At 61.8% G+C, this 16,891-nt stretch carries 14 protein-coding genes; 10 read left to right on the forward strand and 4 right to left on the reverse strand.

Annotation, left to right across the window (positions count from 1 at the left end; genetic code table 11):
* Positions 1 to 26 precede the first annotated feature (26 nt).
* The 3 genes from FSY45_RS14320 to argG all read left to right on the forward strand — a co-directional run bounded on the left by FSY45_RS14320 (position 27) and on the right by argG (position 2,690).
* Positions 27 to 779, forward strand: coding sequence for a glycine zipper 2TM domain-containing protein (locus FSY45_RS14320; protein ID WP_046461405.1), 753 nt, complete (start codon positions 27 to 29; stop codon positions 777 to 779).
* Between the two features lie 149 nt (positions 780 to 928).
* Entirely contained in the window at positions 929 to 1,246 is a 318-nt protein-coding gene (locus tag FSY45_RS14325) for a pyrimidine/purine nucleoside phosphorylase (protein WP_046461389.1), read from the forward strand.
* 106 nt (positions 1,247 to 1,352) lie between these two features.
* The gene (argG, locus tag FSY45_RS14330) at positions 1,353 to 2,690 is read left to right on the forward strand and encodes an argininosuccinate synthase (protein ID WP_003057205.1); all 1,338 of its coding nucleotides are present in this window, start codon (positions 1,353 to 1,355) and stop codon (positions 2,688 to 2,690) included.
* Positions 2,691 to 2,798: 108 nt separating this feature from the next.
* Here the strand turns inward: argG and FSY45_RS14335 are convergent, their stop codons facing one another.
* Both FSY45_RS14335 and acs read right to left on the reverse strand, forming a co-directional pair.
* A complete protein-coding gene (locus FSY45_RS14335) occupies positions 2,799 to 3,254 on the reverse strand; it encodes a hypothetical protein (protein ID WP_003057208.1) in 456 nt (151 codons plus the stop codon).
* Positions 3,255 to 3,395: 141 nt separating this feature from the next.
* Positions 3,396 to 5,390 carry an acetate--CoA ligase gene (acs, locus tag FSY45_RS14340; RefSeq protein WP_003061081.1) on the reverse strand — a complete coding sequence of 665 codons (1,995 nt, stop codon included), beginning with the start codon at positions 5,388 to 5,390 and terminating at the stop codon, positions 3,396 to 3,398.
* Positions 5,391 to 5,748: 358 nt separating this feature from the next.
* On the opposite strand from acs, the gene FSY45_RS14345 reads away from it, so the two are divergent.
* From FSY45_RS14345 to proX (FSY45_RS14370), 6 genes are all read left to right on the forward strand, one after another.
* Positions 5,749 to 6,387 (forward strand): YqhA family protein, encoded by a 639-nt coding sequence (locus tag FSY45_RS14345; RefSeq protein WP_012837574.1) that lies wholly within the window; start codon positions 5,749 to 5,751, stop codon positions 6,385 to 6,387.
* A gap of 719 nt (positions 6,388 to 7,106) precedes the next feature.
* Positions 7,107 to 8,402: a glycine betaine/L-proline ABC transporter ATP-binding protein ProV gene (gene proV / locus FSY45_RS14350; RefSeq protein WP_145914893.1), complete on the forward strand. Its 1,296-nt coding sequence runs from the start codon at positions 7,107 to 7,109 to the stop codon at positions 8,400 to 8,402.
* A gap of 15 nt (positions 8,403 to 8,417) precedes the next feature.
* Positions 8,418 to 9,662: a glycine betaine/L-proline ABC transporter permease ProW gene (gene proW / locus FSY45_RS14355; protein WP_080944451.1), complete on the forward strand. Its 1,245-nt coding sequence runs from the start codon at positions 8,418 to 8,420 to the stop codon at positions 9,660 to 9,662.
* Positions 9,663 to 9,682: 20 nt separating this feature from the next.
* Positions 9,683 to 10,738: a glycine betaine/L-proline ABC transporter substrate-binding protein ProX gene (gene proX, locus FSY45_RS14360; protein ID WP_046461388.1), complete on the forward strand. Its 1,056-nt coding sequence runs from the start codon at positions 9,683 to 9,685 to the stop codon at positions 10,736 to 10,738.
* Between the two features lie 174 nt (positions 10,739 to 10,912).
* A complete protein-coding gene (gene proX, locus FSY45_RS14365) occupies positions 10,913 to 11,983 on the forward strand; it encodes a glycine betaine/L-proline ABC transporter substrate-binding protein ProX (RefSeq protein WP_052951077.1) in 1,071 nt (356 codons plus the stop codon).
* Positions 11,984 to 12,090: 107 nt separating this feature from the next.
* On the forward strand, positions 12,091 to 13,137 hold the full coding sequence (proX, locus tag FSY45_RS14370; protein WP_052951076.1) for a glycine betaine/L-proline ABC transporter substrate-binding protein ProX: 1,047 nt from the start codon (positions 12,091 to 12,093) through the stop codon (positions 13,135 to 13,137).
* A gap of 76 nt (positions 13,138 to 13,213) precedes the next feature.
* Here proX (FSY45_RS14370) and FSY45_RS14375 read toward each other — a convergent pair whose 3' ends face one another.
* On the reverse strand, positions 13,214 to 13,726 hold the full coding sequence (locus FSY45_RS14375) for a hypothetical protein (protein WP_034378541.1): 513 nt from the start codon (positions 13,724 to 13,726) through the stop codon (positions 13,214 to 13,216).
* A gap of 124 nt (positions 13,727 to 13,850) precedes the next feature.
* Here FSY45_RS14375 and FSY45_RS14380 point away from each other — a divergent pair, with 124 nt between their 5' ends.
* Positions 13,851 to 14,549 carry a DUF3334 family protein gene (locus FSY45_RS14380; protein ID WP_003061066.1) on the forward strand — a complete coding sequence of 233 codons (699 nt, stop codon included), beginning with the start codon at positions 13,851 to 13,853 and terminating at the stop codon, positions 14,547 to 14,549.
* A 60-nt stretch (positions 14,550 to 14,609) separates the two neighbouring features.
* On the opposite strand, the gene FSY45_RS14385 is transcribed toward FSY45_RS14380, so the two are convergent.
* Positions 14,610 to 16,679, reverse strand: coding sequence for a PQQ-dependent dehydrogenase, methanol/ethanol family (locus FSY45_RS14385; RefSeq protein ID WP_046461387.1), 2,070 nt, complete (start codon positions 16,677 to 16,679; stop codon positions 14,610 to 14,612).
* Positions 16,680 to 16,891: the final 212 nt, after the last annotated feature.

The following is a 16,891-nucleotide window of genomic DNA, read 5'->3' on the forward strand; positions in this document are numbered from 1 at the left end:
AAGCTTCAGAGACAGGAGAGATGTTGATGAAAACTCTGGCAGTTTTGACTTTGACCGCCGTGGCCGCCACCGGGGCCTATGCCCAGGAGCGCGGTCGCGTGCTGTCCTCGACCCCCATCACCCAGCAGGTCGCCGTGCCGCAGCAGGTCTGCAGCGACCAGCCGGTGGCGGTCGCTCCTCGCCCCACCGGTGCAGGTGCCGTGGTCGGAGCCATTGCCGGCGGCCTGATAGGCAATGCCATCGGTGGCGGTGGCGGCCGTGCCGCTGCCACGGCAGCCGGCGTGGTCGGCGGTGCCATGCTCGGCAATCAGGCCGAAGCCTCGGGCCCGGTGCAGTACCAGAACATGCGCCAGTGCAGCACGCAGACCTTCTACCAGAACCGTACCGTGGGCTACAACGTGACCTATGAGTACAACGGTCGCAACTACACCACGCAGACCACCAACCCGCCCGGCCAATGGATTGCGCTGAATGTGCAGCCCGTGGCCAACGACCCGGTCTACAGCAACGACGGCTACTACAGCACCCAGACGCCTCCTCAGGGCGCCTACAGCACCAGCTATCCGCAAAACTACGACAGCGGCTATTACGCCCCTCAGCCCGTGGCGCCCACCTACTCGGTAGGCTCGACCTACTCGGCGTCTGACTATGTGGCGCCGCTGCTGATCGGCGCAGCCATTGGTGCGGGCGCCTATTACGCCACCCGCCCCCATTACTACCGACCCGGCTACCGTCCGGGCTGGCACGGTGGCCACGGCGGCCATGGCTGGCGCCGCTGATCCAAGCCGATCCGGCCTTGCGAGCCGCTCAGGAGCCCCGTCACGGGGCTCTTGTTTTTCCTGCCTTTGCTGGGCATTCGCGCAGGTGCAAATCCCGTGGCCTAAAATCAATGCTTTTGATCTTCGACCACGCACAGCGTACCTCTTCCATGACCACCGAAACCATCGCAGGCGTCAGCCTCACCACCAAGGCCAATGTTTACTTTGACGGCAAGTGCGTCAGCCACAGCTTCACGCTGGCCGACGGCACCAAGAAGTCGGTGGGCGTGGTGCTGCCTGCAACGCTGACCTTTGGCACCGCAGCCGCAGAAATCATGGAATGCGTGGGCGGCTCCTGCGAATACAAGCTCGACGGCAGCGACGAGTGGAAGAAGTCCTCGGCCGGCGAGAGCTTCCGGATTCCCGCGAACTCCAAGTTCGACATCCGCGTGACCGAGGCTTACCACTACATCTGCCACTACGCGTAATCCGCGCCTGGCCCGGCTTCGGGCCAGACCCGAGAATTTCAAGCCTTTTCAGCCCCAATCGTTTACCCATCAAGCGATTGCAGCTATCACTTTGAAGAGAAATCTCATGGAAACCATTCTGCAACATGTTCCCGTCGGCCAGAAGGTCGGCATCGCCTTCTCCGGCGGCCTGGACACTTCTGCCGCTCTGCGCTGGATGAAGAACAAGGGTGCCCTGCCCTACGCCTACACGGCCAACCTGGGTCAGCCCGACGAAGCCGATTACGACGAAATCCCCCGCAAGGCGATGGAATATGGCGCAGAAAAGGCCCGTCTGATCGACTGCCGTCCCCAGTTGGCCAACGAAGGCATTGCCGCCATCCAGTCCGGCGCTTTCCACATTTCCACCGGCGGCATCACCTACTTCAACACCACGCCCCTGGGCCGTGCCGTGACCGGCACCATGCTGGTGGCCGCCATGAAGGAAGACGACGTCAACATCTGGGGCGACGGCTCGACCTTCAAGGGCAACGACATCGAGCGCTTCTACCGCTACGGTCTGCTCACCAATCCCGCGCTGAAGATCTACAAGCCCTGGCTGGACAGCAACTTCATCGACGAGCTGGGCGGCCGTGCAGAAATGTCGGCCTTCATGACCAAGGAAGGTTTCGGCTACAAGATGTCGGCCGAGAAGGCCTATTCCACCGATTCCAATATGCTGGGCGCCACCCACGAAGCCAAGGATCTGGAGTTCCTGAACTCTGGCATCCGCATCGTGAACCCCATCATGGGCGTGGCTTTCTGGAAGCCCGAAGTTGAAGTCAAGGCAGAAGAAGTCTCCATCACCTTCGAAGAAGGCCGCCCCGTGGCCATCAACGGCAAGGAATACACCGATGCCGTGGAAGTCTTCCTGGAGCTGAACCGCATCGGCGGCCGCCACGGCCTGGGCATGAGCGACCAGATCGAGAACCGCATCATCGAGGCCAAGAGCCGCGGCATCTACGAAGCCCCCGGCATGGCCCTGCTGCACATTGCCTACGAGCGTCTGGTGACCGGCATCCACAACGAGGACACCATCGAGCAGTACCGCATCAACGGCCTGCGCCTGGGCCGTCTGCTGTACCAGGGCCGCTGGTTCGACCCCCAGGCCATCATGCTGCGCGAATCCTCGCAGCGCTGGGTGGCCCGCGCCGTGACCGGCACCGTGACGCTGGAACTGCGCCGCGGCAACGACTACTCCATCCTGAACACCGAGTCGCCCAACCTGACTTACGCTCCCGAGCGTCTGTCCATGGAAAAGGTCGAAGACGCGCCTTTCAGCCCCATCGACCGCATCGGTCAGCTGACCATGCGCAACCTGGACCTGATCGACACCCGCGCCAAGCTGGCCATCTACTCGCAAGCCGGCCTGCTGAGCGTGAGCAGCGCCAACGCCCTGCCACAGCTGGGCAACGACAAGAAGTAATTCGGTTCGCCTGCGTGAAAAAGCCGCTGCAGTGCAGCGGCTTTTTTCATGCCGAATACGCCTCAATCGCTTGTAGGCAAAGCGATTGAGGCTATCAGTATTGAGGCATCAGCGATTGATCTGGTGCACCTGCTGTTCCAGCTGCCCCACATAGGCTGCCGTGCTGTTGTCCGACTCCTGGGCGCGCTGCACCAGATGCGCTTCCAGCACATCGAGCCGAGCCATCACCTCTTCCTTGTCCCTAGCATGCAAGGCTTCGAGCACGCTGCGCAGCTCCGTGAAACGCGAAGCCTCGGCCTTGTCGGCCAGATCGCGCTGGGCCTGCATCTCCTTGGCGTGGCGGCGTGCCTCCAGCAGCACCGAGCCTTGCATCCACAGCACATAGGCGATGAAGAACACGCTCAGCAAAATCGTCAGCGCCAGCATGAGCACGCCCAGCGGTGCCTGGATTTCGGTCAGGCCCAGCGAAACCGTTGCAGGTGTGGACAGCGCCGTCCAGTTGAAGGCTGCCAACACGGCAATCAGGGCCACGATGATGGCAATGCAGATGGTGCGAAAGTTCATGCTCTTCTCCTTGTACTCCGGAATGCCTTGTTTTAACCCAAGATCGCATCGGCTTGCGTCAGCAAGCGCCAGAAATGGCAAAGCCGCTGTTGCCAGCGGCCCTGTCGTCATGATGCGTTCAGATCAGCGGCATGCGCCGGCTCAATTGGTCTCCGACAATTGCTCGAGGATCGCGGGATTCTCCAGAGTGCTGGTGTCCTGGGTAATCGCTTCTCCCTTGGCCAGCGAGCGCAGCAGGCGGCGCATGATCTTGCCGCTGCGGGTCTTGGGCAGGTTGTCGCCGAAGCGGATGTCCTTGGGCTTGGCAATCGGGCCGATCTCCTTGGCCACCCAGTTGCGCAGCTCGGTCGCAATCTGCCTGGCTTCCTCGCCCGTGGGCTTGCCGCGCTTGAGCACCACAAAGGCGCAGATGGCTTCGCCGGTCAGGTCGTCGGGACGGCCGACCACGGCGGCCTCGGCCACCAGATCGGTCTTGGCCACCAGGGCCGACTCGATTTCCATGGTGCCCATGCGGTGGCCCGAGACATTGAGCACATCGTCGATACGGCCCGTGATGCGGAAATAGCCGCGATCCTCGCTGCGCACGGCGCCGTCGCCGGCCAGGTAATAGCCCTTGAGCTCTTCGGGGAAGTAGCTCTTCTTGAAGCGCTCGGGGTCGCCCCAGATGGTGCGAATCATCGAGGGCCAGGGCTTCTTCACCACCAGGATGCCGCCGGCGCCATTGGGGATCTCGTTACCGGCCTCGTCGACGATGGCCGCCGTGATGCCGGGCAGGGGTAGGGTGCAGGAGCCGGGCACCAGAGGCGTGGCACCGGGCAGCGGCGTGATCATGTGGCCGCCGTTCTCGGTCTGCCAGAAGGTATCCACGATGGGGCAGCGCTCGCCGCCCACATGCTTGTGATACCACATCCAGGCCTCGGGATTAATGGGCTCGCCCACCGAACCCAGCAGACGCAGGCTGGACAGATTCCAGTTCTTCGGGTGGACGCTGGGGTCGGAGTCCGCCGCCTTGATCAGCGAGCGTATGGCCGTGGGTGCCGTGTAGAAGATGCTGCACTGGTGGCGCTCTATCATCTGCCAGAAGCGGCCCGCATTGGGGAAGGTCGGCACGCCTTCGAAGACGATCTGCGTGGCACCGGCCGCCAGCGGGCCATAGGCCACATAGCTGTGGCCGGTGATCCAGCCGATATCGGCCGTGCACCAGAAGACATCGCTGTCCCTGGCATCGAAAGTCCATTCGAAGGTCTGCTTGGCCCACAGCACATAGCCGCCGGTGGCATGCTGCACGCCCTTGGGCTTGCCGGTGGAGCCGCTGGTGTAGAGGATGAAGAGCGGGTGCTCGGCATTGACGGGCACGGCTTCGCACTCGGTGGACTGGCCGGCCAATGCCTCGGTGAAGCTGATGTCGCGGCCCGCGACCATATTGCAGGCAGTGGCCGTGCGCTCATAGACCAGCACGCTCTTGACGGCTTCGCAGCCGCCCAGCGCAAGCGCGTCGTCGACGATGGCCTTGAGCGGCAACTCCTTGCCGCCGCGCATCTGGTAGTTGGAAGTGACGACCAGACTGGCACCCACGTCCACAATGCGCTCCTGTACGGCCTTGGCCGAGAAACCGCCGAACACCACGGAATGCGTGGCGCCGATGCGTGCACAGGCCTGCATGGCTACCACACCCTCGATGGTCATGGGCATGTAGATCAGCACGCGATCGCCCTTTTGCACGCCGCGCGCCTTGAGCGCATTGGCGAACTGGCTCACACGGGCGAGCAACTCTTTGTAAGTGACCTTGGTGACCTCGCCGCCGTCGGCTTCAAAGATGATGGCCGTCTTGTTCTCCACGGGCGTGCCCATGTGCTTGTCCAGGCAGTTGGCGCTGGCGTTGAGCTCGCCGTCGGCAAACCATTTATAGAAAGGCGGGTTGCTCTGGTCCAGCACCTGGGTGAAGGGCTTGGTCCACTGCACGTTCTCGCGGGCCAGCCGTGCCCAATAGCCTTCATAGTCGCGCTCGGCTTCATCGCACAGGGCCTGGTATTGCGCCATGCCCGAGATGCGGGCCTTGGCGGCGAAATCCGCAGGGGGCGGGAACACACGGTTTTCCACCAGCACGGATTCGATGGTTGATGTCGCAGCGCTCATCGTTTTGTCTCCTGATGCATAAGCAATGAAATAATTGTGGGTGTACTGTCAAGGCTCGGTCTTACACCCCACTGACTGAAATTGAGAAGCGGCTTTTGCGCGCCGTCAAGCCCGTCATTCGCTCCCATTTTTGCAGCAGAAAGTGCCTGCTTGGTGTTGATTTGCTTGCATTTTTTCAAAACACCCTGGAACAAACCCTTAGAATCGCGCACCTGCTGCTGCAGAGGCCTGAGCCCACATTACGGCCTGCTCTCGAAGGCGCAGGCAGTCCGGGACGCGGCCCCAGCAAAACCAGTCTTACAAGGTGGCGGCATCCCGTTGCCCACCCATCGCATACAGTCCGCCCCGAGCACACATCATGAGCCGCACCCCTTCCGACGAAGCAGGCAACTCCACCCACCACACGCCGCATGGCGGCTTCCAGCCCTCCGGCGCATTGCGCCCCCTGCCCTCGCTGATCTTTGCCAGCCGCTGGCTGCAGCTGCCGCTGTACCTGGGTCTGATTGCCGCCCAAGGTGTCTATGTCTGGCACTTTCTGCTGGAGCTCTGGCATCTGGTGGAGGCAGTCTTCGGCAATCAGGAAGCCCTGCATGCCCTGATCACCAATATTGGCTACAAAAGCGATGTCCAGATCACCCATCTGAACGAAACCATCATCATGCTGGTGGTACTGGCCTTGATCGATGTGGTCATGATCTCCAACCTGCTGATCATGGTCATCGTGGGTGGCTATGAAACCTTTGTCAGCCGCATGGGCCTGGAATCCCACCCCGACCAGCCCGAGTGGCTGAGCCATGTGAATGCCTCGGTACTCAAGGTCAAGCTGGCGCTGTCCATCATCGGCATCAGCTCCATCCACCTGCTCAAAAGCTTTATCAACGCCGGCAGCTATGAAGTGCAGGTGCTGATGTGGCAGACCATCATCCACGTGGTCTTCCTGCTCAGCGCCCTGGCCATTGCGCTGACCGACAAGCTCACCCAAAGCGCTCATCATTGAGACAGCACGTCCTCCTCAAAAAGCCCCGCATGGTTGACCATGAAGGGGCTTTTTTCATGTCCATGGCAGCGGCAAAACGCGTCAAAAGCTGACAACCGGCAAAAAAAAGCCCTCGGTAGGCTGCCACGCCTTATCTATCAAGCACTTGCGCCTCCTGTTTTTGCGTATGCAAATGTTTCAATGGCGCGATTTCCGGCGGATGCGGGCGGCAAAGCTTACAGTTTGATTTGACGCATAAAACCCAATTCGATATATTAAAAAGTCATTTACAACCTGCCGTGCAGGTCGTCACCGCATTGTTGAGATGCGGTTGACTCACTTCCCGGCGGATCGTTGTGTCAATTCATGAGCGCTTGCCGCTCTTTGGCGCAGCCCCGTCAACCGGGCCGAAACACGGCCCTGATGTAGGGGGCTCTCCCCGGCCGATATTGCCGGGGTTGGCCTGACAAGAAGCCGTGCAGACGCGTGCCAGTCGGTACCCGCTCTGCCAGCCAGCTGCTTCTTCCAATTTGCCAGCTCTTGCGCACACCTGGCTGTGCCATCCGGGCTGAAAACTCGGCGCCATCGCTGCGCCATCTGCATTGCGCAGCCCTGTCCACAAGGCCGGGCTGAGCTGCGGCATCAGGGCTTTTATTTTGGCTTGTGCGCCAGCGCCCACCGGCATTGCCGGCTGTGAGCGCTGGACTGTGTTCCATCTCATCAAAAAGGAGAACGCCACAGTGGCCAAGCAAATCGCTATCGATCATGTCTTCAAGGTCTTCGGCAACGATCCGAAAACCGCGCTCAACCTGGTGAAACAGGGCCGGAGCAAGCAGGAGATCCTCGCCCAGACCGGGCAATCCATCGGCGTGTTCGACGCCGACTTCACCATCGAGGCCGGTGAAATCTTTGTGGTCATGGGCCTGTCGGGCTCGGGCAAGTCCACCCTGGTGCGCATGCTCAATCGCCTGATCGAGCCCACCAGCGGCCGCATCCTGGTCGACGGCCAGGACATCAATACGCTCAATGACAAGGAACTGCGGGCGCTGCGCCGCAAGGACATCTCCATGGTGTTCCAGTCCTTTGCCCTCATGCCCCACCTCACGGTGCTGGACAACACGGCCTTTGGTCTGGAGCTGGCCGGCGTGGACCGCGCCACGCGCCAGCAGCAGGCGCAGGATGCCCTGGAGCAGGTAGGCCTAGGTGCCTGGGGCGCCAGCTATCCGGACGAGCTCTCCGGCGGCATGCAGCAGCGCGTGGGCCTGGCCCGCGCGCTGGCCTCCGACCCGTCCATTTTGCTGATGGACGAGGCCTTCTCTGCACTGGACCCCATTATCCGCACCGAGATGCAGTCCGAACTGTTGCGTCTGCAGGAAATCAAGCGCCGCACCATCGTCTTCATCTCTCACGATCTGGACGAAGCCATGCGCATTGGCGACCGCATCGCCATCATGAAGGACGGCATGGTCCAGCAGGTCGGCACGCCCGACGAGATTCTGCGCAATCCCGCCAACGACTATGTGCGCACCTTCATTCAGGGCGTGGATGCGGCAGCCGTATTCAAGGCCTCCGACATCGCTCGCCAGGCGCTGACCGTGATTTCAGAGCACAGCGACCGCGGTTGCCGCGCCGCGCTTCGCCTGCTGGAGGACTCCGACCGCGATTACGCCTATGTGCTCAATGCACGCAAGCGCTTTCTGGGCGTGGTCTCGTCGCAGTCGCTGCGCGATGCGCTGCACGGCCACGAGGGAATGCTGGGCCTCAAGCACGCCTTTATCTCCGATGTGAAGCCCATCGCCAGCAGCACGCCGGTGGCCGAGCTGTTCGGCACCGTGGCCACTCCGGCCTACCCGCTGCCTGTGGTGGATGAAGAAGGCAAATACCTGGGCGTTATCAGTCGCACCACCATGCTCAAGTTCCTGGATCGAGCCACCCCGCCGGTGCCGCCACCCCAGAAGGAAATTCCGCCCATCAAGCTGGACCAGCACTTCCAGCCCAAGTCCAACACGCAAGCTGCCCAGCACGCAGCGCAATAAAAGAAGGGAGCCGATTTGAACGATAACGCACTGAACAACCCCAACACAGAAACCACCAGCACGGCTTTTGACGACCCGTGGGCCGCAGCCTCTGCGCCCGCCACCGAGCCAGCCAGCACCAATGTCACTAGCTCGGCAGCAGATGCCGATCCCTGGGCTGCCTCCTATGCCGATGCGGATGCCGGCTCAAGCACCGATGCCTGGAGCAGCGGCGATGCTGCCAGCCAGGCCAGCAGCACCGACTGGCTCAGCGCTCCCTCGCCCACCGATGTGCCCGAGCATGACGGCGGCATAGGCCAGCTCTGGCACCAGATCACCACCGAAGGCCTGCCCGTGCAGGACTCGATCAACAACGGCCTCACCTGGGTGGTTGATCATTTCCGCCCCTTCTTCCAGGCTGTTCGTACCCCCATCGACGCCACGCTCAACGGTGTGACCGATGTGCTGCAGACCATCCCCATGCCCGCACTGGTGCTGCTGATTGCCCTGCTGGCCTGGCAGTTTGCAGGCCGCAAGCTAGCCATTGGCTCGGCAGTTTCGCTGCTGATTGTTGCCCTGCTGGGCATCTGGTCCGAAGCCATGGTCACGCTGGCCCTGGTGCTGACCTCGCTGTTCTTCTGCATCGTGATCGGCCTGCCCGTCGGCATCTTGCTGGCCAGCAGCGACCGTGCCCAGCGCTGGACGCGCCCACTATTGGACGCCATGCAGACCACACCGGCCTTCGTGTATCTGGTGCCGGTGGTCATGCTGTTCGGCATTGGCAATGTGCCCGGAGTGATCGTGACGATTGTGTTTGCCCTGCCGCCGCTGATCCGCCTGACCAACCTGGGCATTCGCCAGGTACGCCCCGACCTGATCGAGGCAAGCCGTGCCTACGGTGCATCGCCCGCCCAGTTGCTGTGGAAAGTCCAGCTGCCGCTGGCCATGCCCTCCATCATGGCCGGTATCAACCAGGCGCTGATGCTGTCCCTGTCCATGGTGGTGATTGCTTCCATGATCGCCGTCGGCGGTCTGGGCCAGATGGTGCTGCGCGGCATCGGCCGTCTGGACATGGGTCTGGCCACCGTCGGCGGCCTGGGCATCGTGCTGCTGGCCATCGTGCTGGACCGCATCACCCAGGCCATGGGCGAGCCCAAGCGCGGCAGTGCCCGCTGGTGGGCCACCGGCCCAGCTGGTCTGGCCGTGCGTCTGCTGGGCAACAAGCGCTCGGCACCGGCTCCCAAGCCCGGCAGCGAAGCCACCAAGCCAGCAACGATCTGAATCAAGAACAAGGAGAACGCATGAATACAGCCACCAACACTGCCAGCATCCGCCATGGCCTGGGCCACTGGCTGCTTGCCAGCACAGCCGCAGCCTCCATGGCCCTGTCCATGGTGAGCACCGCTGCTTTCGCTGCCGACGAGCTTCCTGGCAAGGGCGTCAAGGTCCAGCCGCTCAAGAGCTCGATTGCCGAAGAAGCCTTCCAGACCCAGCTCGTCATGAAGGCCCTGGAGAAGCTGGGCTACGAGGTCCAGCCCATGAAGGAAGTGGAATACCCCACGGCCCATATTGCACTGGCCAACGGCGATGCCACCTTCATGGCCAATCACTGGAACCCGCTGCACGCCGACTACTACAAGAATGCGGGCGGCGACGCCAAGCTCTACCGCAAGGGCGTGTTCTCGGCCAATGCGGCCCAGGGCTATCTGATCGACAAGAAGACGGCCGATGCGTACAAGATCACGAATCTGGGTCAGCTCAAGAGCCCCGAAATTGCCAAGCTCTTCGACACAGACGGTGACGGCAAGGCCGATCTGACGGGCTGCACGCCGGGCTGGGGCTGCGAAGCCATGATCGAGCACCAGCTTGGCGCCTACAAGCTGCGCGACACCGTCATTCACAAGCAAGGCACCTATTCGGCGCTGATGGCCGACACCATCACGCGCTACAAGGCCGGCAAACCCATCCTCTACTACACCTGGACGCCCTACTGGGTGAGCAATGTGCTCAAGCCCGGCAAGGACGTGGTGTGGCTGGAGGTCCCGTTCTCCGCGCTACCCGGCGAACAGTCCGGCACCGACACCAAGCTGGCCAACGGCAAGAACTACGGCTTCATTGCCAACAACCAGCAAATCGTGGCCAACAAGGCCTGGGCCGAGCAAAACCCTGCGGCAGCCAAGCTGTTTGAAATCATCAAGCTGCCCGTGGGCGACATCAACGCCCAGAACTACATGATGAGCCAGGGCCAGAACAAGGCCTCCGACATCGAGCGTCACACCGACGGCTGGATCAAGGCCCATCAGAAGACTTTCGACGGCTGGATCAGCCAGGCGCTGGCGGCTGCCAAGAAGTCCTGATCACAATCCCCGAATCACGGCGACCGCTTGCGCGGCCGCCGTTTTTTTATCACCGGGCCGCCCCAAGATAAAACGCCCCTCCTGGAGGGGCCGCGAACCACACGCAGTGGGGAGCGTGGGGTGTCATTTGCAATCGGGCCGCAGGCCCACCCAAGCCAAGGAGAGACAAGAACAATGAGCAAGTCTGTGCAGACCCTGACCCCAAACCGACGCACCAGGCGCCAGCTGCTGCTGGGCACGGCCGGAGCCGCAGCGCTGAGTCTGGGCCAGTCACCAAGCTGGGCAGCCGGCCAGAATGTGTCTGGCGATGCGCTTCCGGGCAAAGGCATCACCGTGCTGCCCGTCAAGAGCGCTCTGGCCGAGGAGAACTTCCAGACACTGCTGGTGATGAAGGCGCTGCAGCAACTGGGCTACACCGTCAAGCCCTGGGAAGAGCTGGACTACCCGCTGATCCACGTGGCCGTGGCCAATGGCGATGCCAGTTTCATGGCCAACCACTGGAACCCGCACCACGCCGAGTTCTATCAGCAGGCCGGCGGCGACGCCAAGCTCTCGCGCAAGGGCGTGTATGCAGCCGGTGCGGCCCAGGGCTACATGATCGACAAGAAGACGGCCGACGAACACAAGATCACCCATCTCGACCAGCTCAAGGATCCTGGACTGGCAGCCCTGTTCGATATCGACGGCGACGGCAAGGCCAATCTGATCGGCCCCAACGCCGGCTGGGGCGGCGAGGCCGTGGTGGCCCACCAGATCAAGGCTTTCGGTCTGGAAAACACCGTCAGCTACACCCAGGGCAACTATCCGGCCCTGATTGCCGACACGCTGGCGCGCTTCAAGGCCGGCAAGCCCGTGCTGTACTACGCCTGGACACCGTACTGGCTCAGCAATGTGCTGCGCCCCGGCCAGGAAGTGGTGTGGCTGCAAGTACCGCGCTCCTCCATGCCCGGCGTGCAGGCCGGCACCGACACCCGGCTGCCCAATGGCCGCAACTACGGCTTTCCGCTCAACAACGAGTACATCGTGGCCAACAAGCTCTGGGTCGAACAGAACCCCGCTGCCGGCAAGCTATTCGAGATCATGCAGATTCCCATCAGCGACATCAGCCGCCAGAACCAGCTGCTGCGCGAAGGGGAAAGCAAGCCCGCCGATATCCACCGCCATGTGGACGCCTGGATCAAGGGCCACCAGAAGACTTTTGACGCCTGGATTGTCCAGGCCAAGGCCGCAGCCCTGAAATCCTGATTCGCCAACGGCGCACCGAACCGGGTTCGGGCGCCGTTTCTTTCATCAACCCTCTCGCTTTTTTCATGCTGATTTCGGGGTAGGCACCCAGCATCCAAGGAGTACTCATGCACCGCGACACGCCCGCACATTCCCCTCTCCCAACCCTGCAGCCCCGATACCGCTATCTGGTTGCCATCGCCTTGCTGAGCTTTGGTGCTGCTGCCGCTCAAGCACAAACGAGCTCTGGCGATCTGCCCGGCAAAGGCGTCTCGGTGCAACCGCTCAAGGGCACGGTGGATGAGGAAATGTTCCAGACCCTGCTGGTTTCGCGTGCTCTGGAGAAGCTGGGCTACCGGGTACAGCCCGTCAAGAGCCTGGAAAACGGCACCCAGCATGTGGCCGTGGCCCAGGGCGATGCCACCTTTACCGCGACTCACTGGATGCCTCTGCACCGTGCCTTCTATGAGAACAATGGCGCAGACAAGGCCTTCTATCGCTCTGGCACCTATTCGCGCAATGCGGTCCAAGGCTATCTGATCGACAAGGCCACGGCCGAGAAGTACGGTATCACCAGCATCACGCAGCTCAAGGACCCCAAGCTGGCGGCGCTGTTCGACACCGACGGCGACGGCAAGGCCGACCTGACGGGCTGCAACCCCGGCTGGGGCTGCGAGCTGGCCATCAACAAACATCTCAAGGGACTGGATCTGGAGTCCAGCATCACCCACAGGCAAGGCAATTACCAGGCCTTGATTGCCGACACCATCACCCGCTACAAAAGCGGCAAGCCCATTCTCTACTACGTCTGGACCCCGTTCTGGGTGAACACCGTGCTGCGCCCGGGCAAGGAGGTCAGCTGGCTGGAGGTACCCAATGTCCCCGGGGCACAGGGCGAGGACCAGACCCAGCTACCCAATGGCAAGAACTACGGCTTCCAGCTCAATCAGCAATACATCCTGGCCAACAAGGCCTGGGCCGAGAAAAATCCGGCCGCTGCCAAACTGTTTGCCGTGATGCAGCTGCCCATCGAGGACATCAATGCCCAGAACATGCGCATGCGCCAGGGCGAGAGCAGCTCGGCCGACGTCAGCCGCCATGTGGACGGCTGGATCAAGGCCCATCAGCAGACTTTTGACAGCTGGCTGGAGCAGGCGCGCGCCGCTGCCAGATAAGGATCAAAAACGGCTACAGCGCTTTATGACAAAGCGCTGGCAGCTATCAAAAGTGCTTTCGGCAGCGGGCCGCTGCCTACCAGTTGGCCTTGGCATTGCGGCAGGCCGCCTGGCTGGACAGGGCGACAAAGCGCTCCACCCGCAGCGCCAACATCTTGCGCCCCTGTCGAGCCAGCACCGGATCAGCCACGGCTCGCTCCACCACCCTGCCCTGTACCTCGGCCAGCATGGCGACAGTGGCGCTGCTGCGCGTGTTCAGATAGGCCTGCTCCAGCAGCACGCTGTCTCCCTCGGGCAGCACGCCGATGATCTGGCCGCTTTCGCATTCCTGAAACCGGGCCGTCTCGCCGTCCAGGCTGTACAGCCCCTGCCAGCGCCCGCTTTCCTCGCTAGGCTTGAGGCCTGCGGCGGCAGGGCCGGCCTGCCTGACCTCGGTCTGGGCCTGGGCCTGCTTCTTGCCCGTCAGACCGGTCCAGGTCTTGTCCCAGGTCTGGGAAACCTTGTCCGTCATGCCGGACAAGCTCGAACAGGCGGTCAAACCCGTCACCACAATGACACTGGCCGCCAGGCGCCACAGCTTGCTCTGCATGAATACCTCTGATTTTCCAAAAGCAGGCACGTTAACAGACAGCGGCAGCCTTCAATTGCTGCAGATATCTCTATGCAACAAAGTGTTGCATACATAATCAGCGATCTCTTGAACCAATGCAGCCATGAGCCAACCCACCGCCCCCATCGTCCACGGCACCGAAGATGTGCTGATTGCCCTGTGCAACTCCGTCTCGCGCGTGCTGCAGGTGGCCACCCAGTGCCCGATCCAGTACTCGGGCATGGTGCAACGCATCACCAAGACCAGTCTCAAACCCGATATCGGCTGCTTTGTGCTGATCGATGGCGGCTTTTCTGCGCTCATCATCATCAACTTCTCGGCCGATGCGGCCATGGAACTCTACCGCAGCTATCTGCTGTCCATGGGCATGGCCGAGAGCGATCTGGCCAGTTCCTATACCTCGGACGATGTGAGCAACGTCATGGGCGAACTGATGAACCAGGTCGTTGGCGACTTCACCAGCAAGGTGCAGCGCGAGCTGCAGACCCATATCGCGCAAAGCCAGCCCAAGATGATCCGCCTGAACAAGCAGGTCAATCTGAGCGTGGATGCCAATCTGGATGCCCCGGAAGCGCGCCGCGTGACCTTCTACACAGGCAACAACAACATCTTCTATCTGGAGATGGCGGTGGATCACATGGAGTTCATCAAGATCAAGGACTTCGAGGCCCAGGAAAAACCGGACCCTGATCTTGTCATGGCCCAGGCCCGTGAAGCCCAATCTGGACAAGCACCTGCCGCTATCAATACTGCTGTAGCCTCCAGCGACACCGACGACCTGCTCAAGTCGCTGGGCCTCTAAGGCAAGAGCGACGGCCCGGGAGCTCGCGTTTGCACGTGATCGGTCCTGCGTCGGCGGCGCTTACCTGCCTTTTTCTGCCGGCAGGCCCGGTCTTACCGCATCGGCCATTGCGAGAATAAAGGCGCGTAGCTTTTGCACATCGTCGTCGCTGAGCTTGCCCGCAAAATCGGGCATGCCACGCGAGGTGGCCGGGCCGTTGATGATGAAGCTGCCCAGATTGTCAATCATGGCCGCAGGCAGATAGGTCAGGCTGGGAAGGGCTCCGCCCTTGCTGATGCCAGGATAGCCGTGACAGGCAATGCAGTTGCTGTTGTAGAGTGCGGCACCGGCCGGCACCAGTTGCTGGTCGTACTTGAGCCCACCGATCAGGGCATTCATCTGATAGGCCACCCGTTCCGGCATCGGGGCCTTGCCTCCCAGCACAAAGGTATAGACCGTGCCGGGGCTCTTGAAGTCGGCCACGCGGTCACCCAGGCCAAAAGCACCACCCCAGCCCACTGCAATCGAGACATATTGCCGGCCGTCCAGTTCATAGCTCACCGGTGCCGCAATCACGCCGCTGCCCATGGGAGCCGCCCAGAGCTTTTTGCCGCTTCTGGCGTGATAGGCCACCAGCCGCGCGTCGGCCGTTCCCTGAAAGACCAGATCGCCGGCCGTCGCCAGCGTTCCGCCATTCCAGGGCGAGACATGCTTTTGATGCCAGGCTTCCTTTTGCCGCACCGGATCCCAGGCGATCAGGCGGCCAAAGGGCAGGCTGCTGGGCTCCAGCATCACACGCCCCGTATTCCAGCCGGTATTGCTCATGAGCTGGCCCGGCGTATTGCTGTTGAAGCCGATCCAGTTCGGATCGTCGGCCATGGCCGTGGGAATATGCTGGGCCGGAATATAGGCCAGCCCTGTCTGCGGGCTATAGGCCATGGAATGCCAGTTATGCGCCCCCAGAGGGCCGGGAATGATCTCGGCCTTGCTGGCTCTGCGCACGGCCTCCTCCATGATGGGACGGCCGTTGCCGTCATAGCCCCTGGCCCAGTTCACGGGCACAAAGTTCCTCGCGGAGATGAATTTTCCGCTCTGGCGGTCGATCACAAAAAAGTAGCCGTTCTTGGGCGCATGCAGCAATACCTTGCGCAGCTTGCCGTCAATTCTGATGTCAGCCTGCACGATATCCTGGGCAGAAGTGAAGTCCCAGTTATCGCCCGGCGTTTCCTGGTAGTGCCATTTGTAGGCACCCGTGTCCGGGTCCAGCGCCACGATGGAGCCCAGATAGAGGTTGTCTCCCCCCGCAGGACTGCGCTTGCGGTGCGCCCAGGGTGAACCATTGCCCACGCCGATATACATCTGATCGAGTTCTGGGTCGAACACCAGCGAGTTCCAGACCGTTCCGCCACCGCCGCTCTCCCAATACCTGCCTGCCGGGTCCCAGGTTTTGGCCGCCTCCTCCAGCGCCTTGCTCTCATAAGCCCGAGCCGGATCGCCTGGCACGGTATAAAAGCGCCAAACCTGCTTGCCGGTCTCGGCGTCATAGGCCGTCACATAACCGCGAGCACCATATTCGGCGCCGCCATTGCCGATATAGACCTTGCCCTTGAACACTCGCGGAGCGCCCGTGATGGTGTATGAAAAATTCTTGTTGTCTATGGTGTCCGTGGACCAGACCTGCCGGCCCGCGGCAGCGTCCAGCGCAATCAGCCGCCCGTCGAAGGCAGCCACAAACACCTTGCCCTTGTAGACGGCCACCCCGCGGTTGACCACATCGCAGCAGCCCTTGTAGGCCATCTCGCGCGGCACCTGTGGGTCGTAGGTCCATAGCGCCTTACCCGTGCGCGCATCCACCGCATGCACCACGCTCCAGGGGGCGGAAACATACATCACGCCGTTCACCACGATGGGGGTGGCTTCCACGCCGCGCGACGAATCGAGCTTGTACGACCAGGCCAGGCCCAGTTGGTCCACATTGCCACTGTGGATCTGCTTGAGCGGGCTGAAGCGATTTTCCTGATAGTTCAGCCCATGGCTGGGCCAGTCCTTGCCGGTCCTGGCATTGGCTTCGATATGAGCGTCATCCACCTGCTCCGCAGCCAGCGCCAGTATGGACAGCCAGCCCAGCAATCCTGCAACGGCCAGGCTCATCAAACGCCGGTTTGGCCGGTGGTGGGATCGAATGCATGCAGGGCTTTGCATAGGGTCTGTCTCCTGTGGTGATTTGTCGTTTTGCCGCAGCGCTCCCGTCAGCAATCAGGAAATTGTTGAACAAGCAGGAGCAGCTCGCAGCACAGGCAAATCCGCACTCCGTTTGGACGATGCGTCGCACGCCTGACAAGGTGCCATGTCCGACGACAGCA

The organism is Comamonas sp. Z1 (assembly GCF_008121555.1).
Taxonomy (GTDB): Bacteria; Pseudomonadota; Gammaproteobacteria; order Burkholderiales; family Burkholderiaceae_C; genus Comamonas; species Comamonas thiooxydans.

What these genes read in the sequence shown, in the direction of transcription:
- proX (WP_046461388.1), top strand. Translation starts at nt 9,683, where the DNA reads ATGAATACAGCCACCAACACTGCCAGCATCCGCCATGGCCTGGGCCAC.
- FSY45_RS14345 (WP_012837574.1), top strand. Translation starts at nt 5,749, where the DNA reads ATGAGCCGCACCCCTTCCGACGAAGCAGGCAACTCCACCCACCACACG.
- FSY45_RS14320 (WP_046461405.1), top strand. Translation starts at nt 27, where the DNA reads ATGAAAACTCTGGCAGTTTTGACTTTGACCGCCGTGGCCGCCACCGGG.
- proX (WP_052951077.1), top strand. Translation starts at nt 10,913, where the DNA reads ATGAGCAAGTCTGTGCAGACCCTGACCCCAAACCGACGCACCAGGCGC.
- FSY45_RS14325 (WP_046461389.1), top strand. Translation starts at nt 929, where the DNA reads ATGACCACCGAAACCATCGCAGGCGTCAGCCTCACCACCAAGGCCAAT.
- FSY45_RS14380 (WP_003061066.1), top strand. Translation starts at nt 13,851, where the DNA reads ATGAGCCAACCCACCGCCCCCATCGTCCACGGCACCGAAGATGTGCTG.
- FSY45_RS14375 (WP_034378541.1), bottom strand. Translation starts at nt 13,726, where the DNA reads ATGCAGAGCAAGCTGTGGCGCCTGGCGGCCAGTGTCATTGTGGTGACG.
- FSY45_RS14335 (WP_003057208.1), bottom strand. Translation starts at nt 3,254, where the DNA reads ATGAACTTTCGCACCATCTGCATTGCCATCATCGTGGCCCTGATTGCC.
- FSY45_RS14385 (WP_046461387.1), bottom strand. Translation starts at nt 16,679, where the DNA reads ATGAGCCTGGCCGTTGCAGGATTGCTGGGCTGGCTGTCCATACTGGCG.
- acs (WP_003061081.1), bottom strand. Translation starts at nt 5,390, where the DNA reads ATGAGCGCTGCGACATCAACCATCGAATCCGTGCTGGTGGAAAACCGT.
- proX (WP_052951076.1), top strand. Translation starts at nt 12,091, where the DNA reads ATGCACCGCGACACGCCCGCACATTCCCCTCTCCCAACCCTGCAGCCC.
- argG (WP_003057205.1), top strand. Translation starts at nt 1,353, where the DNA reads ATGGAAACCATTCTGCAACATGTTCCCGTCGGCCAGAAGGTCGGCATC.